Source organism: Halorussus amylolyticus (assembly GCF_004143485.2).
GTDB classification, from domain to species: Archaea; Halobacteriota; Halobacteria; order Halobacteriales; family Haladaptataceae; genus Halorussus; species Halorussus amylolyticus.
In genome coordinates this window covers 153,913-178,280 of sequence record NZ_RXOB02000032.1, presented here as the reverse complement: position 1 = coordinate 178,280, position 24,368 = coordinate 153,913, and the positions used below count along the sequence as shown (strand labels likewise).

Genomic DNA, 24,368 nt, shown 5'->3' with positions numbered 1-24,368 from the left:
TCGTTTCCGTCGTCTCCACCGTCATCGTCGTCTCCATCGTTTCCGTCGTACCCTTTGTTTCCGTCCCGTCATCTCCATCCCACCCCTTGTTTCCGTCGTAATCTTGGCCCCATGTTTCCGACGTTTCCTTCCCCCTCACCCCGGGTTTCCGTCGTATGGGCCAGCTGAAAAGCGGAGAATTTATCAAAGGCTTCAACCTCAAACAACACCGTTCAGACTTCATTCTCGTAGAATACGAGACGCGACCGGATGTGGCCGTGAAAAACATCCAACAGGTCAGAGCCGTGTGGAACGGCGACCGTTGGGAACTCCATCTCGTCTGTAAGGTCGATATTCCCGTCGAGGACGCTCCCGGTGACAACACCGCTGGAATTGACCTCGGCATCAGCAACTACCTCGCCATCGCTTACGATGATGGTGACGCTGAGTTGTATCCGGGGAACGTACTGAAGCAAGACAAGCACTACCTCACGCGAGACGAGTACAAGACGGAAGGCGAGAACGGGCCGTCGAAGCGTGCGCTACGCTCTCGACAGAAGTTGTCTCGACGGAAAGACCACTTCCTGCACGCGCTCGCCAAACACATCGTTGAGCAGTGCATCGCCCACAAGGTCGGTCGCATCGCCATCGGCGACTTGAGCAAGATTCGAGAGGACGAAAACGGCGAGTCTCGAAATTGGGGTGGGCGTGGCAACAAGAAACTCCACGGATGGGAGTTTGACCGATTCACCACGTTGCTCGAATACAAGGCGGAGGAACACGGTATTCTCGTTAACCGCACGAGCGAGCGCGACACGAGCAAGACGTGTTCGTGCTGTGGTCGGAAGCGTGACGCGAACCGCGTGGAGCGCGGGTTGTACGTCTGCGAGTCGTGCGGTGCGACGATGAACGCGGACGTGAATGGTGCGGTGAACATTCGGAGAAAGATAACTCAGAATCCTCCTACGGGGGATATAAGTAACGGTCGTTTGGCACGACCAGTAGCCTACCTGTTCAACCAAACCTCGGGGCGTTTCGCACCGGGCGAACAGGCGGGTTGCAAACCTTAATATCCCAACGCTCGGGAATCCTCGCCCTTTAGGGCGGGGAGGATGTCAATCGTTCGCCCAATCTTGCATCCGACCGTCTTCGAGAATAGTTTCGCGAACGACCTGCGGGTCTTCGATAAGTCGATTTTGGAGATGTATACCGCCCGCGCTGCCTTTGTTGATCTTCTCGATTTCGATGACACCGAGAAACGCTTGTTCCTTCACGATGTCTCGGAATCGTCGGACTGAGAGTGTATCCATGTCGAGATGTGCACAAATTCGCTCGTATTGGTCGTACACGCGGCTCGTGAGGAACGCATCGTCGTTTGTATTGACGCTGAGTTCGGTTAGCGCGAGTAGTGCGGCCTTTGCCTGCGTGGGCGCGCCGTTCACGAGTTCGCGGAACCGGTCCTTTTCTGCGTGTTGTTGGGCCTGCCGCACGTGTTCTTCTCGGACTTTCTCTGCATCATCCTCGTACGCGACCTCACCAGCGTGACGAAGAATATCGATTGCTCGGCGGGCGTCGCCGTGCTCTTGGGCGGCAAACGCAGCGGAAAGCGGGATGACATCCTCCGAGAGGACGCCATCTTGGAAGGCGTCTTCCCGATTGAACATAATCTCGCGGAGTTGGTTCGCGTCGTACGGTTTAAAGAACAGTTCCTTGTGCTGGAAGCTACTCTTAACTCGTTCGTTCAGGTTGTTGACGTACTGAATCTTGTTGCTGATAGCGATAACGCCGATGCTACAGTCGATTTTCCCGGCTTCCTCGGCTCGCGAGAGTTTCATCAGAACACTGTCGTCGTTCATTAGGTCGATCTCGTCGAGGATGATAATAACCGAGTCAAATTGTGCATCGAGTACCCTCCAGAGGAGTTTGTAATACTTGGACGTGCTGAGCCCGGTGTGTGGGACGGTAGTGTCGGTGACGGACTCGTCGTTCAGTTTTGCGGCAAGCGAAGAGATTGCCTGTGTTTCCGTGTCGTCTTCCGCACAGTCGATGTACGCAGTCCCGATATCGACATCCGCCTCGGTTGCGTTTTGAGCACGCTGGCAGACGTGCCTCGAAACGAGCGACTTTCCGGTCCCAGTCTTGCCGTAGATCATCACGTTCTCGGGAGAGTATCCGTGAACTGCCCCGTTCAGACGTTTCGCCAATTTAGAGATCTCTTCGTCGCGACCGACAATCCGGTCGGCTTCTGGGACGTGACCGGTCTTCAGGAGGTCCTTGTTCGAGAAGATTCGATGCCCGGAGTCAAAGAGCGGGTCGTCGACGGAGCTGGTCGAAGGGTCGGATGTCATTTATTGTAACACGGTGTGATTGGAAGGCATATAAACCTAGTGGACAGAACCACCCCACATTTCCGACGTATTTACGTCGAATTCGAGGGTTAGATGCATGAATACGCGGGTATGAGATGAGAGGCGTGTTAACCGGGTTTCCGACGTGCGACGAGAAGTTAGATGACGGTGGGGCGGTAGAGGAGAAGCAAGGGTGAAGAATATTCGAACCCACACACCCCACGTTTCCGTCGTAATCTACAATCATGGGGGTGCAGATGAATGAGAAGTCGAGGACGAGGGAAAATCACCAGGAGGACCGTTCGCTTACCGATTCGCGCGGTAAACGAAGTTTGAAGAAAAGCATAGTGAGAGCTGCTGTTCCAGCCGTTGAAACGAAATAAAATTCGTTTCAATTCTAAACGAAGTTAGCTTGACGGAATATTCTCAACATAGGTACTTAAATCTATCTATGATGTGGTTAGCTGTGGCGCGCCTAAATAGTTCAATTATTTATCTGAATGGACTAATTGTCTAATTGCTCCAATAATAGAATTACAATTGGATTGACATCGGCCATTCCGAGATACCCCATCCACTCTCTCCCGATACGACGGAAACGTGGGGTGGGTGGGTACGGTCTAGTCCTCCTGGACAGTCAACCGTCACCCGCGTCGCCGTCCGCTCGTGCTGCCAACATTCGAGAGTAGCGGTGTCTAACGTCTCTTTGCGCAGGTCTGCGACCTGCATCCCAATTAATCGTCCTAGACGGTGCGGGAGTTTACTTCTCGTCGATATCGATACTCTCCCGCCCCCGTGCGCCCGCACCCTTCGCTGGCGCAGTAACAACTCCAAATACAGGTACGGATAGTGATTTAGAACAGTCGTCGTTCGACGGCCCGGCGGAGACGTCCCGGCTGGCTCACCCCATAGACGATGAGCGTCCCGTGTTCCGTTCCGGCTGTCACGGGATCTGCTCCTCGGCTAAACAGCCGGTCTACGAGGTCGCGCTGAACGCCGCTTACGACGAGGACATCGGAGTCGCTGGCCGCGAGCTCGATTGTGTCCTCGGTGCTCGATTCGAGGACCTGAGTCTCGACCGGGGATTCACAAAGTGCCACCAACTCTGAGAGGTAATCGTCGGTGGTGTTCCGGCGGCTTTCGGGCACATCCTTACTGACAGGGAAGTAGAATGTAATTGTTGCACCGACTGCGGTCGCAAGTGCGTCGGCCAACGCAACCTTCGTTGGGTCGAATGGCCCCTCGTCGGTAACGACACCGATGCGTTCGACTGCGTCGTGGTCGAAATTCGAGACCTCGATTACGTCACAGGATGCGTGGTCTTCGATCCAGTCCGCATCGCTACTCGAGAGTGGTCCCGACCGAGGCGACCGTTCGATAATGAGGGTGTCGGCGTCAACTTCCGCAGCGTAGTTGACGATGGCGTGTCGCGTGTCGTGGCTGACGACCTCACCGTATCGAATCGGTATCTTCGAATTGGTTGCCCGGTCGGCCATTCTCGCCTCGAACGCTTGGTCGGCCTCTGTGAGGGTCGAGGCTGAGTGCGGGAGCGGTGTCTGGTCGGGTATCTCGTCGAACTGGGCGACTCGAACCCCTCCCTCTCGGGTGCGCGCTACGTCCGTCGCAAGGTCGATTAGAGAACGTTCGACAGCAGATGTCGTCCGCTCGGTAACCGCCACCAAGACCTCGTGGCTGTCGGTTTTGACCTCGGACTCTGTTTGTTCGACCACGTCTCGACCGACACTCCGACGGAGGGCGTCAGTCATCGCTCCCTCGCGAGCGACCCCTCCTCGGCGGTAGACGAACACGTAGTACCACATCATCGAACCAATCGTGATGACGACGGCTCCGACCAGCGGAACGAATCCGATGTATCGGAGCAGGACGACCCCGCCGACAATCCCAACTAACTGGGGAACAGGGTACAGCGGGGACTCGAAACTGGGGTCGTACGCCTCTATAGAACCCTGACGGAAGGCGATCAGTGCGACGTTGATCAGGATGAACACCAGAATCTTGAACGCGCTGGCGAGTTTGGCGATGTCGTCGATAGGAACAAACGCGATGAGAAGGAGCAATACCCCGCCAGTGATAGTGATCGCGTTGACTGGCGTCTCGAATCGGTCGCTGACGTTCTCGAAGATGTCTGGGGCAAGTCCGTCACGACTCATCGCGAAGGGGTATCGCGACGAGGAGAGAATTCCTGCGTTAGCAGTGCTTATCAAGGCGAGTAAGGCCGCCACTACGACGGCCGCGACGCCGACCGTGGGCAGGGCAGTACTGGCTGCGACCTGCATCGGCGTCTCCGTGTTCGTGAGTGCCGCCTCGTCTGCGACTCCGACCATCACGGTGACGATAGCGACGTAGATGCCAGCCGTGATGATAAGTGACCCGAGGATGCCTAGCGGGAGATTCCGGTCTGGATTCTCTACCTCTTCGGCGACACTGGCGATTTTGGTAACGCCAGCGTAAGAGACGAACACGAATCCAGTAGCGCCCAGGATTCCTTCGAATCCGCTGTCAAAAAACCCCTCAAACCGGGCATTTTCGACGCCCGGTGCCCCGACAACGATGAACCAGACCATCACGGCCAGCATGACGGCCACGATGGCAATTTGCATCCGTCCGGTCTGTTTCGCACCGACGATGTTCAAAACGATCAGCAAGGCCGCAACCGTCAGCGCGACTGGTGTCACCGGCAGGTCGAACAACAACACCAGATACGGCGCACCGCCGACCAGCGCGAGCGCCCCTTTAAACGTCAACGAAAACCACGTCCCGACACCGGCGATTGTCCCGAACAATGGACCCATCGCCCGTTCGATGTACAGATAGGTTCCTCCGGCTTCGGGCATCGCTGTCGCCATTTCGGATTTGCTCAGCGCCGCTGGCAACACCAGTACGCCAGCTAGAAAGTACGCAAACACGACTGCCGGTCCGGCCATCTTCATGGCTAACCCCGGCAGAATAAAGATGCCGCTGCCGACCATCGCACCGATACTGATAGCCGTCACTGCTGGAAGTCCTAAGTCACGTTCTAGCTGTTTCCCCATTATTGTGTGGAAAACTCAGCACTAGAGTTGTGTCCGAACGATCCCTCGACAAATAGTGTCGGAGTGAAAATCGGAACGTCGTTCACGTGTGTTCTACAAAAAACGATAAACCCTTATAAAACGCGCGGTCGGAATGTGTGTTTATTCCCCCGTAAATACTTGGAGCGTTTCCTCAGTGACACCCGACCGCGAATGAATCGTGACGAAATCGTTCTCCTTTATCAATGTCTCCCCTGTCGGCGTTATCGTCCCCGCATCACGATTGATTCGGACGACCAGTACGTCGGAGGGGACGAGACCGTCCTCGTTCGCTTCTTGGAGCGTCTTCCCGGCGATGGGTGCTTTCTCTCTGACGATAACTTCAACCACATCGGCGTCGCCAGCGAGACCTGCGACTCCGGTGACTGGTGAGGCCACCTCTTTGTCCCGAGGTCCGAATGGGGCGTAGGGACGGAAATACTCCCGGTGGATCAGGTCCTCGTCGTCGATTTCGATACCGAGCGAGATGATTCCTTGGGCAATTCGTGTGAGGTCGTCGGTGTCCGTCCCGACGACCGTAATTCGGAGGTCACCTTTCCCGGACATTATCTCCCGGACGTTAATGACCCCCGGAACATCGAGGATGCGCTGAGCCATCTCCTCCCGGTCACGGTTTCCCGTACTGCAGACGTAGTGGTTGGTCAGTCGTCCGCCGACGTTCTGATAATTAATATCGGCGTGGTATCCCCGGATCACACCCTCCTCTTCGAGCCGTCGAATCCGATTTCGGACTGTCGGTGCTGAGACATCGACTTTCTCCGCGATATCCGGTGCGGACGTGTGTCGGGCTTCTTTGGTCAGATAGTACAGAATCTGCTCGTCGACCGTATCGATCTGAAGGGGCATATTTATAGGCTGAAATTAGCTCCGTAGGGACTTTTAAGTTGTCGTTACGTATCTGTTTGACTTCCGGCTCGACTGTCTCAACTAACCGAAAGCCAGTCTACTGAAACACCGCTCAATCTGGTGTAGACGCCCTGACAAAGCTACCAAACGATTCGATTGTATTTGGGCTAGCAGTTACTGAATCGTTTGAAAAAACGGTAGCTATTTATCGTTCCGTAGTATGCGCCCTTATATGATGTTCACTCACGTCGCGTCAGCGACCAACGCGGATTCCCTGAACGACCCAGAGAATGCGCCAATTCACTGGCTTGCTGTCCTCAAATCGGCTGTCTCAGAACTGTCTGCGTTACACTTCTCGAATGGAGCGCCCCCCGAATCGGATGGCTCAGATGCGTCCCCGAGACGGAGGTACGACCATGGGTGACACGGATGAAGATCCGACGCCACCGGACGGACTCCCCGAGACGCTGCTTCAGCGAATCGATGCGTTAGAGCTCCCCGAATTGAAATCGCTCCTTTCGTACATCGAGGGGCGCGTCGAATCGCTTCGAACGCCAATCGAAACGGAAATCGAAGCGAACGCTGCCGGCGAAATCCTCGAAATCGAAACCCACGGAGCGTACGCACTCGTGCGAATGCATCCTCCGGACCCGGATGACTCTGGTGTGAATACCGATATCACCTCTCTGTACCACGTTCGTCGTGAACCGCAACTTGATGGGACGGAATCGCTACATTGGGTGTATCTCGGGGACGTCGATAACACGGCGGCGGCTCGGTGCGAAACCTGCGGACGAACGTTCGACCGTGAGGTAGACGTCTGTCCGAATTGCGGTAGTGACGACGTCGATACTGAGACGGAGGAATAAATCATGTCTGAATCACTAACGAGTCATCTCGTCGTCCCGGTCGCGAACGAGGAAGACGCGAGAGAGACAGCACGCATCCTCGACGCGTACGAATACGACCAAGTAACTGTCGTTCACGTCATCGAAAAGGGTGAAGGTGTTCCCGACAAGATGCCTCTCGAACAGGCCGAACAACGCGCCGCGGACGCATTTGCTGCGTTTCGAGGCTTCATCCCGGGGGCGGATGAGGAAATCGCCTATCGGAGAGACGTGGTCGAGGCCATCATCGATGTCGCAGCAGACGTGGGAGCCAGCGCTATCGCGTTTCGGCCCCGAGGCGGGAACCGGCTCGTCCAGTTCTTGTCCGGAGACACAGCCCTCAAACTGGTTACGGACGCAGACAGGCCGGTCATCGCACTTCCAGAAGAGGACGGAAACGAATGACGGTCGATGTACTTCGAATATGCACGCACGGAGTGACGCCCACAACGACAACGGTGGTCTACGATGAGTGAAACGGACCAAGAACTGGCCCGCGACCTCGGCTTCCTCGAAGCCTACACGATAGGCCTGGGAACGATGATTGGGGCGGGGATTTTCGTCCTCCCCAGCATCGCTTCCCAGCAAGCCGGTCCTGCCAGCATGATTTCGTTCTTCGCCGGGGGTATCGTGTCGTTGCTAGCCGCGCTTTCCCTCTCGGAACTGGCGACTGGGATGCCGAAAGCTGGCGGCAGCTACTACTACGTCAATCGGGCGCTTGGCCCGTTCTTCGGGAGTATCGTCGGCTGGGGGATGTGGGCTGGCCTGACGTTCGCCTCGGCCTTCTACATGATTGGCTTCGGCCAGTATCTCCTCCCGGGTCTCGGGCAGTACATCGGCTTCCTCGCTGGCTGGGGTCAAATCGGGATTACCGTCGCTGCGCTCGTGATGGCGGCCCTGTTGACCGGTGTCAACTACTACGGTGTCAAAGAGACGGGGTCGCTGCAGAACGTCATCGTCCTGACGCTCGTGGGCCTCATCGTTGCGTTCCTCGGACTCGGAATCCTCAGTGGCCCGACCATCGGAGAGTTCAATCCGAACGGCTGGCCTGCCGTCGCAGCGACAATCGGGACGGTCTACGTGACGTTCATCGGGTTCGAGGTGATTGCGACCAGCGCCGAGGAAATCAAGAACCCGAGCAGAAATCTCCCGCTCGCGATGATTGCGTCGGTGGTGACGCCGACGCTGATGTACGTCGGCGTGATGTTCGTCTCCACCGGGACGCTGTCGATTGATTTGCTGGCCGCCTCCGAGGTTCCGGTGGCCGACGTGGCGACCGAGTTTATGGGCTCGCTTGGGGCGCTTGCGATGATTGTCGGGGCGGTTCTCGCGACGGTCTCCAGTGCGAACGCGAGCATCCTGTCGGCCGCCCGCGTCAACTTCGCGATGGGACGGGACCGAATTCTCGTCAACTGGCTCAACGAGGTTCACGAGCGGTTCCGAACGCCCTACCGGGCAATCACGGCGACCGGCGTCATCACCCTCGTTCTGATTGCCATCGGCGTCGGAATCGGCACGCTCGCCGAGGTGGCGAGTTTCATGTACCTCGTGACGTACGCCCTCGTTCACGTTACTGTCGTCGTCCTGCGCCGAGCGAATCCGGAGGCCTACGAACCGGCCTTCCAGATTCCGTCAGCCCTGTATCCGGTCGTTCCAATCGTCGGGATGCTGGCCTGTCTGGCCGTCCTCGTGCAGATGTCGGTCGATTTCGTCCCGACGGTCCTCTCGGCCGGGCCAATCGACCTCGCTCTTCCGGTTACTCCGACGCCGGTCGGGACAATCGGGACGGTTCTCGTCGTCTTCGGTATCGTTTGGTACTACGTGTACGCGCGCGACCGCGCGCTGAGCGAGAGTCTCGTCGGCGAAGCGATTGCCCCCGAGCCGACCGCGATGGCGAACGGCGAAGGCCGCTATAGCGTGGTGGTCCCGGTTGCGAACCCGGAGACCGAACAGGACCTCCTTCGAATGGCTGCCGCCAGCGCCCACGCCCACGAAGACGAACAGGCCGAAGTCATTGCCGTGAACGTCATCGAGGTCCCCCACCAGACCTCGCTCTCCCAGGACCTCACGTTCGAGGAGGAGCGAGTCGAACGACAGCAGGAGTTGCTACACTCTGCTCGCGACATCGCCGCCGACCTCGACATCGGCCTCCAGACGCGAGCAATCGTGGGTCGGAATGCCGGGTCCGTCATTCTGGACGTCATCGAGGAAGAGAACGCGAATCACGTCCTCCTCGGCTGGCAGGGCACTCGCAGTCGGCGCGAACACGTCCTCGGTTCGACCATCGACCCTGTCGTCGGACGGGCCCCGTGTGACGCGACGCTAGTGAAACTCGGCCCAGAGGGCGGACGCGGCGAGGGAGATATCATGGTCCTCGCCGGAAAAGGTCCACACGCGCCGGTTGCGGCACGTCGGGCGGCCGAATTCGTTTCCGCGGCCGACGACGCGTCGCTGACGTTGCTCAACGTCCAGCCCCCGGAGACCGAGTCCGACGAGGATACCACTCCCACCGAGCGTGGTGAAGCTGTAATCGAGGAGTTAGCCGAACGCGCTGGAATTCAATACATGTCGTACGATACCGAGATTAGAGTTGCTGAGAATACCGAACAGGCCATCATCGACGCTGCTGGAGAGTACGATACAATCTGTGTCGGGGCGACCCGGTCCGGGGCGATTTCCCAGGCGGTGTTCGGGTCGCTCCCGGAGACCGTCGGTGCAGGAGTGAATCGAACCGTCGTGATGGCGCGCGGTCCGGAGGAATCGCCGATGTCAGTTCGTCAAGCCCTGCTGCGGAGACTGGAGGTGTAATTCGCATGTACATCATTATCATCGGCGCCGGCGATATTGGGACGCCGCTCATCGATATCGCGACCGAGTCCGGGAACGAGGTCGTCGTCATCGAACGCGATGAACTCAGAGCGAACCGAGCCGCCGATGCGTTCGACTGTTTGGTCCTGCACGCCGACGCGACCACGAAGGATACGCTGAGCGACGCCGGCGCTGAACGGGCCGATGCGCTCATCTCGACGACCGACCAGGACGCGACGAACGTGATGACCTGCCTCCTCGCAAAGGAGTTCGAGGTGCCAGCAATCCTTTCGGTCGTCCATAATCCCGAGCATATGGGGCTGTTCGAGCAGATTGGCGTGAATACGATGCAGAATCCTCAGCAACTCATCGCCGAGTATCTGTACCGTGCCGTGGCGCGGCCAGCGATTGTCGACTACATGCGCATCGGCGACGAGGCCGAAGTGTTCGAGATTACGGTCACTGAGGAGGCTCCAATCGCGGGGAAGACGCTTCAGGAAGCCGCACAGTCGGGGGTTCTCCCCGACGATATGCTGGTCGTCGCAATCGAACGCGATAGAAACTCGCACCCGATCACGCCACAGGGTGATACGACGATCACGGAAGGCGACCTGTTGACTGTGTATTCCGGCGTCGGTGCTGATCCGGAGATTACCGACATCTTCGGCCACTACGAAGACCGTGGGGAGTGAGCTGACCATGTCGAGTGCTGAGATAACTGCAACCAATCTGATCGCCACTACAGGCAACATATGAACGGCTCTGTCGAAACTGTCGGACGGGACCTCGGTCGCATCCTGGAGGCACTTGGTGGGCTGATGCTCGTCTCGCTCGTCGTTCCGGTCGTCTGGGGAGAGTTTTTCGCGCTCCCGGCGTTGCTCGTCTCGGCCCTCATCCCGCTGGGAATCGGATGGATGCTCAATCGGCGATTCCGGGAGGCGGAAGCCCCGGGTCGGTTCCACGGAATGATAGTCGCCGCATCGGGATGGTTTTCCGTGGGAATCTTCGGTTCGCTGCCGTTCCTCTTAATCGCTTGGAGCGTTCAGCTCGGGGTGCCAGGAATCTCAACGCCCGCCCAGACGGCGACACTGGCAGCGTTCACCGAACCGCTCAACGCCATCTTCGAGAGCATGAGTGGCTTCACCGGAACGGGGCTCACGATGACCGACAACGAGGAGGTGCTCCCGCGTACGCTCCAGTGGTGGCGGACGTTCACCGAGTGGGTCGGCGGGGTCGGTGTGATCGTCTTGACGACGGCGATTCTCTCACGGCCCGGCAGTGGTTCGCTAACCCTCTACGAGAGTGAGGCACGCTCGGAGAAGATTCATCCGAGCATCGTTTCGACGGTTCGGACGATCTGGTGGATATTCATCCTGTTCACGTTCGTCTCGATCCTCGCGCTGTGGCTCGCGGGTATGCCGATCTGGGGAGCGATCAACCACGGCATGACGGGGCTCGCGACCGGCGGGTTCTCTATCACGGACAACTCGATTGCGACCTACGACAGCGTCGCAATCGATTTCGTGTTGATTCCGATTATGCTGTTGGGCAGTATCGCCTTCCCGGTGCACTACCTCATTCTGCGGGGCGACCTCCGGAACTTCTACTCTGACCTCCAGACGCGGTGGGTGTTCGGCTATATGGGCATCGGGTCGGCGTTGCTGTGGAGTTTCCTGTACTACGCCGGTCCCTACGGGACGCCTTTTGCCGCCCTCCGATACGGTCTGTTCCAGTTCGTTTCGGCGGCGACCTGTACCGGGTTCCAGACGGCCGTCGACGCGACGAACGTCGCGCTCGGCCGGTGGCCGTCGTACGCCCAGCTCACGGTGACGTTCGGGATGCTCGTCGGTGGAGCAGCTGGGTCGACCGCGGGCGGTATCAAACTCATCCGGGGCCTGACGCTCGCGAAAGGGATTCGCCATCAAATCGCGGACGTGTTCTACCCCGAGACCGCGGTCCGGCGACTGGAAATCAACGGCCGCCGACTGAACGAGGAAGAGGCGAGTCGCGAATTTATGGAGGCGGCGATTATCGTCGTCCTCTGGATAACGTTCCTGGTCGTCGGCACCTTCATGTTGCTGCTCACGCTTCCGTCCGGGGAGTACTCACTCGCCAACGTCGTGTTCGAAGTCGCGAGTGCCCAAGGGAACGTGGGGCTCTCGTCGGGGATTACGGGGCCTGAGTCACTGCCCGTGGTGGGGAAGGTCGCGTTCCTCTTCCACATGTGGATCGGGCGGCTCGAAATCATCCCGGTCCTCGTGATGCTCCGAACAATCTTCAAGCGCGGAGGCCTCTACCAATGAAATTGCGTGACCTCCCGGTTGTTTCCTACGTGTTCGAGGCCGGTGCGGATGACCGGGTCTTCGACTCGCTTCTGCTCGTCGGGCCGCTCGTCATCGGGCTAATCGTCGTGCTCGACCGGTCGGTCGTCACTGAGGCCCTCGCGGTTGCGTACCTCGCTGTGTTCGTCTTATACACGCTGTACCGAGGGATTCGAGAGTAACTATTCGATAACAGACGTCCACTCCGGTTCCCCACGGTCGAACCGAGGTCGCGTAAGTGGATTCCTCGAGCGCTGGTCTGCGGTCTCGGCAGGCCGATGTATGATATGACCTCACTCTTCGTCCTCATTGGGGGTGGGGTCGCGCTGCACGACAAAAACAGGGCCGAGAAATCGGTCGGCGACCTGATCGGCTGGCATACCGAAGACGAACGTCGCTAAAGACGGGTCAGTTTCGCCCATGACGACGGTGTCGAACGTGTCGGCCGTCTCGGTGATCGCATCGAGTGCCTCCCGGTCGCGGTCGATGCGCGTTTCGATCCTCGAGGCGTCCACGCCCTGGTCCTTCAGTCGATTCACCATCCCCTCCAGGAGTGTCCCGACGTCCTCGTCCGTTTCCTCGTCCTCTGCGATGTGGTACAGCGTCACCGACGCGTCCGTCTCCCCGAACAGGCCTGCGACGACGCGGGCGAGGCGGTCGATTCCCACGGCACCACGAACAGCGACGAGCACGTCCTCGACCGCCCCGGTGGCGTTCGGAACGAGCACGGCCATACAGTCGTGCTCGGCCGTCATCCGGTCGATGGTCTTCTGGCCGTCGTGGGTAAACACGAGTCGCCGCTCGACGGTAGCGCCCGCCGCTTCGAACATCGTCTCGTACTCGTCGAGTCGTTCCGTGGCTCGGTCCTCGAACTGCATCTGCGCCTGTCCGGGCGCCGTTTGCTCCGGGATGACGTGATATCCCAGCATGACGACGTGAGCGTGCGCGAGGAGTTCGGGGACCCCTTCAGGAACTGATTCGCCTTCCAGCACGCGAATCGGGACGAGTATCGATGGTCGGTCCGTCATAGTCAGATGTCTCCTTTGAGTGTGACGTCTCCAGCGTAATAACGATACCAGAGATACGAGGCGAGCATCACCACGATGCCGATACCGATGGATGCGGGCTGCATGAAGGCGATCAGTCCGAAGCTCGCGAGCGCACCTATGGCCGGAACCACCGGATAGCCCGGTACCTGGTAACTGGGCGAGTACCACTCCGGATTCCGCCGTCGCAACACGATCAGGGCGACGCACATCAGCCCGTACATAATCAGGTGGAGGAACGAGGCGACCTCCGCGAGCAGTTCGACTTGCCCGGTCGCGACGAGAACCAATATCGGGCCACCGGCAGCGACCAACGCGACGTGTGGCGTGCCGTACCTGAGGTTGACCTCACTCGCTTTACGTGGGAGCAGGGCGTCGCGGCTCAGCGCGTACACCGCCCGCGAGGCGCTGAGAATCGACGCGTTCGCGCTCGAAAACGTCGCCAACAGCCCGGCACCCAGGATCGCGACCGCGCCGGGCAACCCCAGGAAGTCGCGGGCGACTTCGACCATCGCCGTCTCGCCGAACTGGCCGAGCCGGTCCGCGCCGAACGCGCTGGTCGCGACGAATATCGTCACCACGTAGAAGACGGTGACGATGAGGACCGACCCGACCATCGCTAGCGGGAGGTTCCGTCCCGGTTGTTTGATTTCGCCCGCGACGGTCGCGACCTGGGCGAACCCCAGATACGACGTGAACACCAGCGCCGCGGTCGTCAACACCGGGAAGTATCCTCTCGAAAAGAACTGCTCTGGAACGGTTCCGCCACCGAACACGCCCACAGCGTCGAGGACACCGTACGAGAGAAAGCCCGTGAGCACCACGAGGAGGACCCCAACCACCACGTTCTGAATCTTCGCGGTGTTCTCCGTGCCGCCGATACTCAATGCCGTCAGCGCGGCCCCGAACAGCAGTCCGATCCCGATGACGGGACTGAACGGGAGCGCGACACCGAGTTCGGCGAAGACGGCGCTCGCGTAGTGGCCGAGTCCGACGAGATAGAACGCCGAGGCGAACATCAGGCCCAACCACAGCCCCAGACCGACAATCGCCCCGTAGGCCGTCCCCATTCCCCGTGAGATAAAGTAGTAGCCGCCACCGCTCCGCGGCATCGCCGTGGCGAGTTCAGACGTCGGTAGCGCCACGAGCAACGCGATGAGTCCGCCGATTGCGAACGAGAGTGTGGCAGCCAGCCCCGCGTTGGCCGCCGCCAGTCCCGGGAAGACGAAGATACCCGCCCCGATCATGGTCCCGATTCCAATCGCCAGCCCGCCGACTAGTCCGATGGTCCGTTCGAGTTCGACGTCGTCGTCGTGGACGGTCGTGTCGTCGGTGACGGCTTCCGGCTCCTCGACGGGTGCCTCGCCAGCAACGTTCTGGCCCCCTGGCTCGACGTCGACAGGCTGTTCGGCCATAGAGGGCGATTGTTTCGATAGTCAAATAAACTCGGCGGTGAGCGGACTTCGATTAGACGAACTCGGCCTGGAACCGGGTGATGTTTTCGTCGGTCTCGGCGACCACGTCGACGGTCGGGCGTTCCGCGAGGCCGGTGGTCGTGTGCTCGAACCCGGCCCAAAACGGGCGCGGACCCGGGTCGGGATGTCAGGACACGAGTGACACTGGCCGCACTTCTCGTTTTCACCAGCCATGTCCACCTATTCTCCCGTCTCTGGCGTGAGATTGAGTTCGGAAACGAGACGAGCACTCATGACTTGGTCGACGATTGCGAACAACTGCGTGTCGTCAGTCGTATAGTCCGTGAAGATACCGAGCGGCACTTCGCCACCGGCCATCTCGCGGTGGCCTCCGGCGTTGCCGACATCGGAAAACGCCCCGTCAAGCACGTCACCGATGTGGATTCGAGAATCGGTTGACCGGGCAGAGAGCTGAATCCCATCCTCGACGATGCCGAACACGATTGCGGTCTCGACGCCCTCTAATGTCGCGAGGTAGTCGGCCGCCTGGGGCAACGCGTCACGCTCGCTCGTCCGGCCGATTCCCGAGATGAGGACCGAGCCACGCACCGTCCGATTCGTGATCGCCTCCGCGATTGCATCGACGGTCGCCCCGGTAACCGACGGCGTCGAGAGGGTCCGAAGTAACGCATTGTCCGCGTGTTCGTGGAGCCATCCCGCAGCCTCGTACTCCTCGCGTGTCGCTCCCCGGAGGAACCCGAGCGTCTCGCGACGGATCGCGAACAGGAGGGCCGTCCCGAGGGCGGCGTCCATCTCGGTACCCAATTCTCGTACGTACTCCGTCAGAATCGTCGCCGTCGCGCCGACCCGCTCGCGGTGATCGATGAACTGTGCCTCGATTTCCTCGCTCGGATGATGGTCGATCACGATATCGATTGGGGTCCCCTCTGGAACCCGATTGTTCGCCCCCGGAACCGCATGGTCGACGAACGCAAGCAGTGACTCCTTGGGGCGATCTCGAACGGCTGCGGGCTCGAAGGGTTTCAGGTCGATGTCGAGGAGATTGACGAATGCCCGATTCTGCTGGTGAGAGATATCGCCGCTGTACAGGATGTGGTGTTCGTCGATGCCAGCAGCGACTGCGATTCGGCCCAACGCGAATGCGCTTGCGAGACAGTCCGGATCCGGATTGTTATGACAGACAATCGTGAGCGTCTCGGCATCGACGAGGAGTTCTTCAAGATTCTGTGCAGGATGCATACCTCACTATTGTGACGGAGACCACAAGCGTCTACTGCACCGAATCAGTCCTCAACCGCCGGCGGTCGGGGCTAAAGTCGACGCGGGCCTCCAAGCGTGGCAGTGTCGAAGCAGGCGAGGACGGCCTCCTCGTGGCCGCGTGTCTCTCGGGACTCTCGGAGTCCGACCTGCGTATTATAATCCTCGTAGAAATCCCCCCGAACAGTGAAGCACTGTGTCGGTCGAGTACTTTGAGTTGGCCATCGTCTCCAAGCGCGGTCTGGTGCTGAGTCTCGATTTCTGGTCGATTGCTCACGTTCTTGGAGACTCCGCCCGTTCGAGGCTCGAAAAACCTACTGAGGTTGCCAGTCGTTGTTCCACTAGCGATTGAGTGCTTCGACGACATCTTCAACAGTAAACAGACGGAGGTCATCGCGCTCCTCGGCAGCTCCTTGAACGGACGGCTTGAAACCACTCCGGGAGAACAGCGCATATTCCTCAGTTCGCTTTCCGCTCCCGTTCGGCGTCCATCGTAACTCGTCGACGTGGTTTTGGAGTTTCGAGAACGCATCGTAGCCAAGCGGTGAACGCTGGAATTTACACTCTCCTGCGAGAAGGGTGTCGCCGGTCGTGAGACCGACGACGTCGACTTCGTGTTCGCCGTACCACCACTGGCCCGTATCCGTAATCGTGTACTCTGGATAGAGCGTCCGCAACGCTGAACAGCACAGTTCCTCGAACGAGTGGCTCACGAAGTCCGGTAGCTCGGGTTTGATGAGTATCTCGTACGCTTCGTCACCGAGTTCGTCGTATCGGTCGCGCTAACCCGTGGGGAGAGAGCGTCCGTTGGGAACCCGGACGCGATGACTCGCCACAGGACGGGAGCGGTTGTGACACCGCCACAGTCCACCGAGAGACGATTCCGAAACCCGGACAGATGACGCTCTCGGCGTACTCGGACTGAAACCTGTCAAACCGGATTCCCCTCGTAGGGGAAGCCCCGCCGTTTACCGCGGGGAGGATGTCACTTCCGAGAAGCGCTGCTTCTTCCATCATACTGATTGACGACCCGATGAGGACGATGGTTGGGGCTGAGTCGTCGAGTTCGTGGTCGAACATTGCTTGGAGGACGGATGGCAGGCTTTGGTCCTGCTCGACGAGATACGGGAATTCGTCGAGAACGACGATCGCATCTTGGTCGGCGAGATAGCCGAGAATCGCGTCCCAGTCTTCCCGAATGTGTCCAACCCCGGGTAGGTTTCTGCTGCGACGTCGATGAACTGCTGGAGCTGTAGTTCGGCTGTTTTCTGTTTCGCTTGATACACGACTGCTTCATCGGAGTCGCGAAGCGAGTGTTTGACGAGTTCGGTCTTACCGAGTCGTCGTCGCCCGAAGATTACTGCAAGCTCTGAGTTGTCTGATTCATAGAGGCTATGAAGTCGGAATAGTTCTTCCGTCCGATTGACGAAGTCGGGCATGTGGGTCCCTACTTTTGCATCAAATATAGTACTTTGAGTAATCGTACTCTAAAGTATGATACTTTAGAGTATCTTTATTTGTCTTAGCGTGTGTGGCGGTTTTTCACTAGCGCGAATGGTGAGATGGCGAGCAGATTCGAGTCTCCGTTCGCGGCCTGTATTGGAAACATGCATTCGAGCGTGTATCTTGCACAGAATCTCCAACAGAGTCAGTCAGATCGAATCGACAGACACGGGCTGTTTCTTAAGTGCACGGAATGTGACTGTACCCAGTCGAACAAGGCTGTGGTATGCTACGTAGGTGGGTCTGCGTCGTCACCGAAGCCACTCCCGTACGCTTCGACAACTTCTGTGACAGTGACTTCGTACGCATCGTACCACTCCGTCCACCGTTGTTTCGCCCGTTCGTGGGTCGAATCTGCTCTAAACGACGCAAGCCCGTCCAACGACTCCCAATAATACACGACGAGAACCTCCTCGCTCTCCGAGGCGTGCCACGTCCGCTTGCCCAGATATCCCTCTGTGTCCTCGGCAACACTCTGTATCGCATCGTTTAATTCGTGGAACTCCGCGTCGTACTCCCCGGGTTCGAGGCGAAACGTAACCAGATACATCAATACCGGCATTCACGCTTTCGCGGTTAAAAAGACTCTCTTAGGTGAACACGAGATGCATCGCGGACACTTCCACCTGACCGATATGCGCGTTCACCGAACGGCTGATAGACGAGAACAGCCTGACGGCTGGTAACGCGTGCGGCACTGACGGCGGTCACCGGTTACCTCAGTGCTGTTCACTGACTTCAGTTTTTATGACTGTCGCTGGCCGGGTCGTCAATCGAAGGACTCGGTCGGTGACACTCCCGAGAAGCGTACGGTATTCTTCCGGGCGGCGTTTGGTTCCGAGCACGAGCAAGTCTGCGTCGTGGTCGTCGGCATACTCAACGATGGTCTCGGCGGGGCGACCGTGGTGCATCGCCGTTTCGACGTCGACGCTGGCCTGCGATGCTCGGCGACGGAGTTCTGAAAGCGTCTCCTCCCCGTGTTCTTCGAGGCCGTGTTCGGGGCCTTCGGCTTCGTTGACGTACTCGTCGCCGCTGTACGCAGTCACGACATCCTCGTCGACGACGTAGAGCACGTGGAGAACAGCATCGTGCGCGGCTGCAAGGTCGAGGGCGTGTGCCTCAGCCCGTTCAGACGCAACCGTGCCGTCCGTCGAAAGTAGGATTCGGTCGTACATTCACTCGGAAATCGGAGACAATACAATAAAACCGTTCTGATTCCGGGTATTAAGGAGGCGCGCGACCCCGTCCGAGACGCTGCAGTCCTCAGATTAGCCCAAATGGGAACCAATGGCGATTCACTGTACAGGTGCGAATCTTCGAGGAAACAGCCGTTAGTGGTCGTGACCCTCCATCACCATCGGATGCCCGGTGGCGTATTCGTCTGGATTCTTCTCGAAGGTCTCCTTGCAGGTCTGTGAGCAGAAGTAGTACGTCTCGTCGCCGTGTGTCACCGACGGTTCGCTGTCGTCGGTCCGCATCCCACAGACGGGGTCGCGGTACTGGCCTGGTGCACCGAGGCCGCGTCGATAGACGTACAGCAGGACCCCGGAGAGCGCGAAGGCGACGAGATTGAGGTAGAACGTGTAGTTGAGTTCGAAGTACGTCTGGTCGGTCGCCGTCTCGCCACCGGCTAGATCCGGAACGATACCGAAGGCGTCGAATAGCAACTCCATGAGGAAGCCGGTGAACGCCATCGTGACGAAGAAGACGCCGAGGATATACAGCATGATATTCCAGCCGTAGTACTTCCGGTAGACGTTCAACACGGGAATGGTGATGAGGTCGGCGTAGACGAACGCGATGACGCCAGCGAAGCTAATTCCGCCGCCCCAGAGGGCAACGGCGAACGGGACGTTGCCCATACTGCCGACGAAACTGAGGACGGCGATGGTGACACCCATAATCGCGTTCTCTGCCGTCACGAGCAGGCCATCGCCTTGGATGAACAGCGTGTTCCACACCCACTGGGGGACGAAGACGATGACGAACCCGGAAATAAGAAAGCCCGCGATGACGTCCTTCCAGATCATCGACCACTCCTTGCGGTACTGATTCCCAAGCTTGTACCAGCCACCCCACGACAGTAGTTCGTCGCGCCACCCGCCACGGCTCGATGTCTCCTGGCGGTAGGTCTCCATACAGCCCTCCGAGCAGAATTTGAGCGTCTCACCGCCGTCGGTCGTGAGCGTGTACTCGTCTTTCCCCTCCATCCCGCAGGTAGGGTCCTCCGTAACACCCGATTCGCGGTCGCGCTCGTTGAGCGTCTTCCGAACTTCGTCGAAGAGGTTCTCAGGGAGCGTGATGTGGACGATGACGGCCATGACGGCGATGAGAATGAGACCACCGAGTAGTTCCGCGAGAAGAAACTCCCAGCCCAGCAGAATCAGAATCATCAACCCGAGCTCGACGATGAGATTCGTCGACGCGAACATGAATGCCAGAAAGTTCACCGCGTGTGCTCCCTTTTTGAACAATCCCTTTCCGATGGCGACGGCCCCGAAACTGCAGCCACTGCTCGCCGCCCCGAATGCGGTCGCCTTGGTGAGGCCGCTCAGGTCACCATCGCCTAGAACCTGCGCCATTCGCTCCTTGGAGACGTAGACTTGGACGAGACTCGTGACCGTGAGGCCCATAATAATCGCCCACGCCGCCGTCCAGAGGAATCCGACACCGATACGGAGAGCTTCGAAGACTCCCTCGATCATCGTCGCCTGCATACATTGTACTATCGTGGGGACCATCTATTGCAGTTGTTCTTAATATAATTCTCTCCAGGGGCTATCTCGCTGTGGATTCAAAATTTTACCGGGGAACTCTCAGAGGATTTTAAGGCACAATCGCATTGAACCGTGACCACGTACGTGATACTAGAGACGGATTTACGGAGGGAACATATGTCTGAAAATACGGACAACACACGACTGGTCGCGACTCTCCTCATTATCATCGGTGCGTTCGTCATCTTCCCGATGTTCTTCATGGGCTTCGGGATGATGGGATTCGGGTCGATGATGGGAGGTACGTGGGGCGGTGGAATGTGGGGCGACGGAACAACGCCGAGTTGGATGTTCATCGTCGGAGCCGTGATGCAGCTCCTGTTCCTGGCTGCTCTCATCGGCGGTGGCTACCTCCTCTACAGGGTGGTAACGGGCAGTGAGGGTGACTCGGGCCAGGCGCTCGAAGAACTCCGGGTCGCGTACGCTCGCGGTGAGTTGAGCGACGAGGAATACGAGCAGCGACGAGCGGCACTCGAACGCGACACGGAGTTACGTTGAAACCAATCTGAGGAATGACGAGGGCATCCGATCATCGTCCCACGACAGCGCAACTGTCGTTCCCTGATTGGCTCGACCGATATACGACGGTGGGCTGTACGGACTACTCGTCGGAATGAGACTCTGTCTGGTCGCAGTAGCCACGAATCCGGTGCCTGACCCCTCGTTCCGTGGGCGACGCTTCCGGAGTTGCTCCGACTTTCCTTCGAGTAGTCACGGATCGAGCACCCACCAACTTGGAATGCCCCTTCTACACGGCCAGTCTCAACTTCTGTGGCCAGTTCTCATCGCCACCACATGCATCAACTAGAGTCGCCGCACGAACGTTGATTGCCCCAGCCGTCCACATAGGACCATGGCTGAGTTTCCAGACGAACGACAGCTCGTACTACGGGCGCGTTCCCAGTTGGACCAGTGGACGAAGAGTGCCCGGAGAGAAGCGTACGCTGAACTGTTCGAAGGCGACGATTCCATCCTCTCGCCCGAAGAGGTGCAACTTCTCGATTCGCTCGATTCCGAATTGGAGCGACAGGGCGGCGATGGTGTATGGGGGACCGATCAGTACGGAATCCACACGGCGGGAACCTCGAGCTCGGATACCGCACTCGGAGTGGTCTGCGTGTACCACCCACAGATCACCAAAGATTCCGTTTTCCGTGGGAGGGACGAACTCGACGACGAGACCGAAGAGCGACTCAACGCAGCACTCTGGACATACAGCGAGCGTGTCGCGACACTTATCGAGGACGAACTCGACGAGTTCGTCCGGCAAACCCAGCGGTAAGTCCCGATCAGATCTACTTTCGGGTGATTCCACGCATCTATCTTGATTCAGCGAGAAAATCCCGCCGCCGACAGCGCTCAGAACAGCGTATACCCGTGTAATAATGCAACTCGATGGAGATACATTCCGGAATCTTTCGAACGCGCGATCATCTCGGTAACCACCACGATACGGGGGAGGGATGACCTTGTAGGTGGGCTCGTATAACGTTTGTACAAAAGTCGCATTACCAAGGAGGGTGTTACACGAAGCAATGACTGAGAAAGACACGCAGCCACCGTGGTTTCTGGATCGTATTGGGTTATCGATGATGGCAATTGGCAGCGGAATTCTCGCTTGTCTCATCGTTCTCACACAGCTTCAATTCGTTCTCCTCGCTATCGTACTGGCGTACGTTCTTGCACCCGTACAACAGCGTCTGGAGCGATATGTGAGTCCGACGATGGCTGCCATCACGCTCATCGCGGTTTCGATTTTCGCGATTTTCGTCCCAGTCGCCTACATCCTCACAATCGCAATTCAGCAAGGACTGGGGCTCATAGCGGTCATCCAAGAGGAAGAGCTCAGTCTAAACATCATTGAGAACAGGCTCGAAACCATCGGGTACGTGATCGATCTTGACCTATTATATGCTACGTATCAAGAGCCAATTGCAGCGGGATTGCAACGGCTCGCTACCGGCGCGCTAACCGTCATTAGTGGTCTCCCTGGACTGCTGATTGGACTCACCGTGACGATGTTTGTACTCTTTACCCTGTTACGTGACGGCGAACAGTTCCTTACCTGGCTGCGCGCAGTCGTTCCCGTCTCGGATCCCGTGCAGGAGGAACTGCTCAGAGAACTTGACGGCCTCATGTGGGCGTCCGTTATCGGGAACGTCGCCGTCGCGGGAATCCAGGCGATACTCCTCGGAATCGGCTTGGCGCTCCTTGGAGTGCCCGGAGTCGTATTCTTGACCGTAGCGACATTCGTCCTCACCTTACTCCCCCTCATCGGAGCGTTCGGTGTCTGGATACCAGTCTCACTCTACCTGTTCGCTATCGGTCGTCCCACCGCAGCGGTACTCCTGTTCGTATTCGGATTCGTGGTCAGTGTCTCGGATTTCTACCTTCGTCCGGTTATCATCAACCGGAGCGGAGCGCTCAACGTAGCGGTCATCGTCGTCGGAATCTTCGGCGGCATTGTCCTATTTGGGGCGATGGGGCTGTTCGTCGGGCCTGTCGTGCTTGGTGGGTCGAAGGTTGTCCTTGACCTATTCGCCCACCATCCACAACGGCGGCATGATTAAGGAGGAAACGTTCCGACTCAAGCAGCTATCAACGGTTGAACGGGCACGGGTCGGCGAACATCCCTATGCGGGATGGATAGGTACTCGCCACATGAGCGCGCTGGAAACCGCAACCCGCGAGGAAGTGACCACGCCGGTCACGCCCAGCACTCGTCTATTTATAGATATCGACCCGATTACCCACCGAGCCACCACCCGTAAAGTCGTGCCTGCTCGTCGGCGTCCGAGTGCTTCTTCGATTTGCCGTAGGTCTTCCCCTTGAGAAGCTGACGTTCAACTGCGTTCGTTGCGAGACGGAGGGCGTGGGGGGCACCGTATCCCTCTCCATCAGCCGTGAAGTACCCCCGGTCGGTTACCAGTCGAATCCGTGCCAGCACCAGCGGCACACCCCGGCTCTGTTCCTTGTGCTCCTGCAGTTGGATACTGGTCTTGATCACGCTCATCTCACCGTACTTCGAGGTCGTGCGCTCGATGAGCGCGGCGACGTCGTCGTAGTCCATCCCCTCCAGCAGGTCGAGGCCGAACACCTGCACGGCGTTCCGGTCGTCGCGCTCCCATGTGAGCGCCTCGATGACGTCCGTTTTCGTGATGATACCCATCGGCTCGTTGGTGCCGTCGGCCGTGACGACGAGCGAGGAGATCTCACGCTCGAACATCGTCTCGACTACCTCGTCGAGCGGTGCGCTCCGCTCGACTGTCGCGACTGCGTCGGACATCAGGTTTCGTACCGGAAGATCGAGCATCCGGTCGGCATCGCCCTCGCGCGCGCCGAACCCACCTCGGTTCTGCCCGCCACCGCCGCGGCCGCCGAAGTCGCTCGACGAACCGCCCTGGCTCTTACTCCCGCCTCGTGTCGTGAACTCGATGACGTCGTACAGGCTCAACATTCCCACGAGATCGCCCCCGCCGACGACCGGGAGATGGGCGATTCCGGCGTCCCGAAGCATATTGAGCGCTTGCCCCATCGTCGTGTCAGGAGTTGCATTTATTAACTCCGCCGTGTAGGCGTCCTCGACAGTCACCGCGTCGAGAAACGGACGCACAGCGTCGAGGACGGCATCGCCGGTCACCACGCCGACAACACGGTCGTCATCGAGCACGGGGAGCGTTTTGGCATCGCTACCGATCATGAGCCGCGCAACCTCGCGGACATCCTCGGTGCGCTCGACGGTCGGGACGTGCTGTACCTGTGAGCCGACCTTCGCAGACGGCTGGTTGGACGAGGAAGCCACCTGTCGGCGGCTAACGACACCGCGGTACTCGTCGCCGTCTGTCACGACGACGGCATCGAGTTCCTGATTCTCGAACGCCCCGGTGACCTTCGAGAGCGGTGTGCCGATGTCGAACTCCGTGAACTTTGTCGAAAGAATCTCTGAGATATCCATGTGTTACTCTCTACTAGAAGGGCGCTGGACGGTTATGCTTGTTCCACCTTGATCTTGGAAGTGGAGGTATGCTGAGCGCCGACGGAGTTATAAGACGCATCTCTAACCACCTC

The 24,368-nt window shown here is 58.6% G+C and carries 19 protein-coding genes and 4 pseudogenes; 10 read left to right on the top strand and 13 right to left on the bottom strand.

Translation table 11 applies throughout. The features are described from left to right. Nucleotides 1-185: 185 nt before the first annotated feature. Nucleotides 186-1,049 (top strand): annotated as a pseudogene (locus EKH81_RS18440) (RNA-guided endonuclease InsQ/TnpB family protein); the annotation flags it as partial. A 45-nt stretch (nucleotides 1,050-1,094) separates the two neighbouring features. Here EKH81_RS18440 and EKH81_RS18435 read toward each other — a convergent pair. The 4 genes and pseudogenes from EKH81_RS18435 to EKH81_RS18420 form a co-directional block, all read right to left on the bottom strand. Then, nucleotides 1,095-2,327, bottom strand: coding sequence for an orc1/cdc6 family replication initiation protein (locus tag EKH81_RS18435; RefSeq protein ID WP_132060889.1), 1,233 nt, complete (start codon nucleotides 2,325-2,327; stop codon nucleotides 1,095-1,097). 645 nt (nucleotides 2,328-2,972) lie between these two features. Further along, nucleotides 2,973-3,056: pseudogene (locus tag EKH81_RS20005) on the bottom strand (IS6 family transposase); the annotation flags it as partial. A gap of 125 nt (nucleotides 3,057-3,181) precedes the next feature. Beyond that, on the bottom strand, nucleotides 3,182-5,380 hold the full coding sequence (locus EKH81_RS18425; RefSeq protein WP_132060891.1) for an amino acid permease: 2,199 nt from the start codon (nucleotides 5,378-5,380) through the stop codon (nucleotides 3,182-3,184). A 141-nt stretch (nucleotides 5,381-5,521) separates the two neighbouring features. Continuing rightward, nucleotides 5,522-6,265: an Lrp/AsnC family transcriptional regulator gene (locus EKH81_RS18420; protein ID WP_132060893.1), complete on the bottom strand. Its 744-nt coding sequence runs from the start codon at nucleotides 6,263-6,265 to the stop codon at nucleotides 5,522-5,524. Between the two features lie 416 nt (nucleotides 6,266-6,681). On the opposite strand from EKH81_RS18420, the gene EKH81_RS18415 reads away from it, so the two are divergent. From EKH81_RS18415 to EKH81_RS18390, 6 genes are all read left to right on the top strand, one after another. Next, entirely contained in the window at nucleotides 6,682-7,134 is a 453-nt protein-coding gene (locus EKH81_RS18415; RefSeq protein WP_202935213.1) for a hypothetical protein, read from the top strand. Nucleotides 7,135-7,137: 3 nt separating this feature from the next. Then, a complete protein-coding gene (locus EKH81_RS18410; RefSeq protein ID WP_132060895.1) occupies nucleotides 7,138-7,557 on the top strand; it encodes a universal stress protein in 420 nt (139 codons plus the stop codon). Nucleotides 7,558-7,620: 63 nt separating this feature from the next. Next, nucleotides 7,621-9,960, top strand: a complete 2,340-nt coding sequence (locus EKH81_RS18405) for an amino acid permease (protein ID WP_132060898.1) — start codon at nucleotides 7,621-7,623, stop codon at nucleotides 9,958-9,960. A 5-nt stretch (nucleotides 9,961-9,965) separates the two neighbouring features. After that, complete coding sequence (locus EKH81_RS18400) at nucleotides 9,966-10,652, top strand: potassium channel family protein (protein ID WP_132060901.1); 687 nt, start codon at nucleotides 9,966-9,968, stop codon at nucleotides 10,650-10,652. A gap of 60 nt (nucleotides 10,653-10,712) precedes the next feature. Further along, the gene (locus EKH81_RS18395; RefSeq protein ID WP_132060904.1) at nucleotides 10,713-12,263 is read left to right on the top strand and encodes a TrkH family potassium uptake protein; all 1,551 of its coding nucleotides are present in this window, start codon (nucleotides 10,713-10,715) and stop codon (nucleotides 12,261-12,263) included. Then, nucleotides 12,260-12,463: a hypothetical protein gene (locus tag EKH81_RS18390; protein WP_132060908.1), complete on the top strand. Its 204-nt coding sequence runs from the start codon at nucleotides 12,260-12,262 to the stop codon at nucleotides 12,461-12,463. Before EKH81_RS18395 ends, EKH81_RS18390 begins: the two co-directional genes overlap by 4 nt. 111 nt (nucleotides 12,464-12,574) lie before the next feature. On the opposite strand, the gene EKH81_RS18385 is transcribed toward EKH81_RS18390, so the two are convergent. The 8 genes and pseudogenes from EKH81_RS18385 to EKH81_RS18355 all read right to left on the bottom strand — a co-directional run bounded on the left by EKH81_RS18385 (nucleotide 12,575) and on the right by EKH81_RS18355 (nucleotide 20,240). Beyond that, nucleotides 12,575-13,309 (bottom strand): adenine nucleotide alpha hydrolase family protein, encoded by a 735-nt coding sequence (locus EKH81_RS18385; protein ID WP_132060911.1) that lies wholly within the window; start codon nucleotides 13,307-13,309, stop codon nucleotides 12,575-12,577. 2 nt (nucleotides 13,310-13,311) lie between these two features. Then, nucleotides 13,312-14,742, bottom strand: coding sequence for an APC family permease (locus EKH81_RS18380; protein WP_132060914.1), 1,431 nt, complete (start codon nucleotides 14,740-14,742; stop codon nucleotides 13,312-13,314). A gap of 240 nt (nucleotides 14,743-14,982) precedes the next feature. Further along, nucleotides 14,983-16,002, bottom strand: coding sequence for a DHH family phosphoesterase (locus tag EKH81_RS18375; protein WP_132060917.1), 1,020 nt, complete (start codon nucleotides 16,000-16,002; stop codon nucleotides 14,983-14,985). A gap of 95 nt (nucleotides 16,003-16,097) precedes the next feature. Then, a pseudogene (locus EKH81_RS20000) lies at nucleotides 16,098-16,184 on the bottom strand (DUF7567 family protein); the annotation flags it as partial. 177 nt (nucleotides 16,185-16,361) lie between these two features. Further along, nucleotides 16,362-17,459: pseudogene (locus EKH81_RS19975) on the bottom strand (ATP-binding protein). A 293-nt stretch (nucleotides 17,460-17,752) separates the two neighbouring features. Further along, the gene (locus EKH81_RS18365) at nucleotides 17,753-18,073 is read right to left on the bottom strand and encodes an antibiotic biosynthesis monooxygenase family protein (protein WP_132060923.1); all 321 of its coding nucleotides are present in this window, start codon (nucleotides 18,071-18,073) and stop codon (nucleotides 17,753-17,755) included. Between the two features lie 169 nt (nucleotides 18,074-18,242). After that, on the bottom strand, nucleotides 18,243-18,698 hold the full coding sequence (locus EKH81_RS18360) for a universal stress protein (RefSeq protein ID WP_132060926.1): 456 nt from the start codon (nucleotides 18,696-18,698) through the stop codon (nucleotides 18,243-18,245). 156 nt (nucleotides 18,699-18,854) lie between these two features. Next, nucleotides 18,855-20,240, bottom strand: a complete 1,386-nt coding sequence (locus EKH81_RS18355; protein ID WP_132060928.1) for a permease — start codon at nucleotides 20,238-20,240, stop codon at nucleotides 18,855-18,857. A 177-nt stretch (nucleotides 20,241-20,417) separates the two neighbouring features. Between EKH81_RS18355 and EKH81_RS18350 the strand changes: the two genes are divergently transcribed. From EKH81_RS18350 to EKH81_RS18340, 3 genes are all read left to right on the top strand, one after another. Beyond that, entirely contained in the window at nucleotides 20,418-20,798 is a 381-nt protein-coding gene (locus EKH81_RS18350) for an SHOCT domain-containing protein (RefSeq protein WP_132060931.1), read from the top strand. 355 nt (nucleotides 20,799-21,153) lie between these two features. Then, nucleotides 21,154-21,582: a DUF7539 family protein gene (locus EKH81_RS18345; RefSeq protein ID WP_132060933.1), complete on the top strand. Its 429-nt coding sequence runs from the start codon at nucleotides 21,154-21,156 to the stop codon at nucleotides 21,580-21,582. Nucleotides 21,583-21,835: 253 nt separating this feature from the next. Beyond that, nucleotides 21,836-22,870, top strand: a complete 1,035-nt coding sequence (locus EKH81_RS18340) for an AI-2E family transporter (protein WP_202935212.1) — start codon at nucleotides 21,836-21,838, stop codon at nucleotides 22,868-22,870. A gap of 176 nt (nucleotides 22,871-23,046) precedes the next feature. On the opposite strand, the gene EKH81_RS18335 is transcribed toward EKH81_RS18340, so the two are convergent. Then, nucleotides 23,047-24,255, bottom strand: coding sequence for a CBS domain-containing protein (locus EKH81_RS18335; protein ID WP_132060936.1), 1,209 nt, complete (start codon nucleotides 24,253-24,255; stop codon nucleotides 23,047-23,049). Nucleotides 24,256-24,368 lie beyond the last annotated feature (113 nt).

Bases quoted from the DNA above. Each gene is read 5' to 3' on its own strand.
- EKH81_RS18415 (WP_202935213.1), top strand. From the start codon at position 6,682: ATGGGTGACACGGATGAAGATCCGACGCCACCGGACGGACTCCCCGAG.
- EKH81_RS18380 (WP_132060914.1), bottom strand. From the start codon at position 14,742: ATGGCCGAACAGCCTGTCGACGTCGAGCCAGGGGGCCAGAACGTTGCT.
- EKH81_RS18420 (WP_132060893.1), bottom strand. From the start codon at position 6,265: ATGCCCCTTCAGATCGATACGGTCGACGAGCAGATTCTGTACTATCTG.
- EKH81_RS18350 (WP_132060931.1), top strand. From the start codon at position 20,418: ATGTCTGAAAATACGGACAACACACGACTGGTCGCGACTCTCCTCATT.
- EKH81_RS18390 (WP_132060908.1), top strand. From the start codon at position 12,260: ATGAAATTGCGTGACCTCCCGGTTGTTTCCTACGTGTTCGAGGCCGGT.
- EKH81_RS18360 (WP_132060926.1), bottom strand. From the start codon at position 18,698: ATGTACGACCGAATCCTACTTTCGACGGACGGCACGGTTGCGTCTGAA.
- EKH81_RS18400 (WP_132060901.1), top strand. From the start codon at position 9,966: ATGTACATCATTATCATCGGCGCCGGCGATATTGGGACGCCGCTCATC.
- EKH81_RS18410 (WP_132060895.1), top strand. From the start codon at position 7,138: ATGTCTGAATCACTAACGAGTCATCTCGTCGTCCCGGTCGCGAACGAG.
- EKH81_RS18425 (WP_132060891.1), bottom strand. From the start codon at position 5,380: ATGGGGAAACAGCTAGAACGTGACTTAGGACTTCCAGCAGTGACGGCT.
- EKH81_RS18385 (WP_132060911.1), bottom strand. From the start codon at position 13,309: ATGACGGACCGACCATCGATACTCGTCCCGATTCGCGTGCTGGAAGGC.
- EKH81_RS18375 (WP_132060917.1), bottom strand. From the start codon at position 16,002: ATGCATCCTGCACAGAATCTTGAAGAACTCCTCGTCGATGCCGAGACG.
- EKH81_RS18340 (WP_202935212.1), top strand. From the start codon at position 21,836: ATGACTGAGAAAGACACGCAGCCACCGTGGTTTCTGGATCGTATTGGG.
- EKH81_RS18405 (WP_132060898.1), top strand. From the start codon at position 7,621: ATGAGTGAAACGGACCAAGAACTGGCCCGCGACCTCGGCTTCCTCGAA.
- EKH81_RS18435 (WP_132060889.1), bottom strand. From the start codon at position 2,327: ATGACATCCGACCCTTCGACCAGCTCCGTCGACGACCCGCTCTTTGAC.
- EKH81_RS18365 (WP_132060923.1), bottom strand. From the start codon at position 18,073: ATGTATCTGGTTACGTTTCGCCTCGAACCCGGGGAGTACGACGCGGAG.
- EKH81_RS18355 (WP_132060928.1), bottom strand. From the start codon at position 20,240: ATGCAGGCGACGATGATCGAGGGAGTCTTCGAAGCTCTCCGTATCGGT.
- EKH81_RS18345 (WP_132060933.1), top strand. From the start codon at position 21,154: ATGGCTGAGTTTCCAGACGAACGACAGCTCGTACTACGGGCGCGTTCC.
- EKH81_RS18335 (WP_132060936.1), bottom strand. From the start codon at position 24,255: ATGGATATCTCAGAGATTCTTTCGACAAAGTTCACGGAGTTCGACATC.
- EKH81_RS18395 (WP_132060904.1), top strand. From the start codon at position 10,713: ATGAACGGCTCTGTCGAAACTGTCGGACGGGACCTCGGTCGCATCCTG.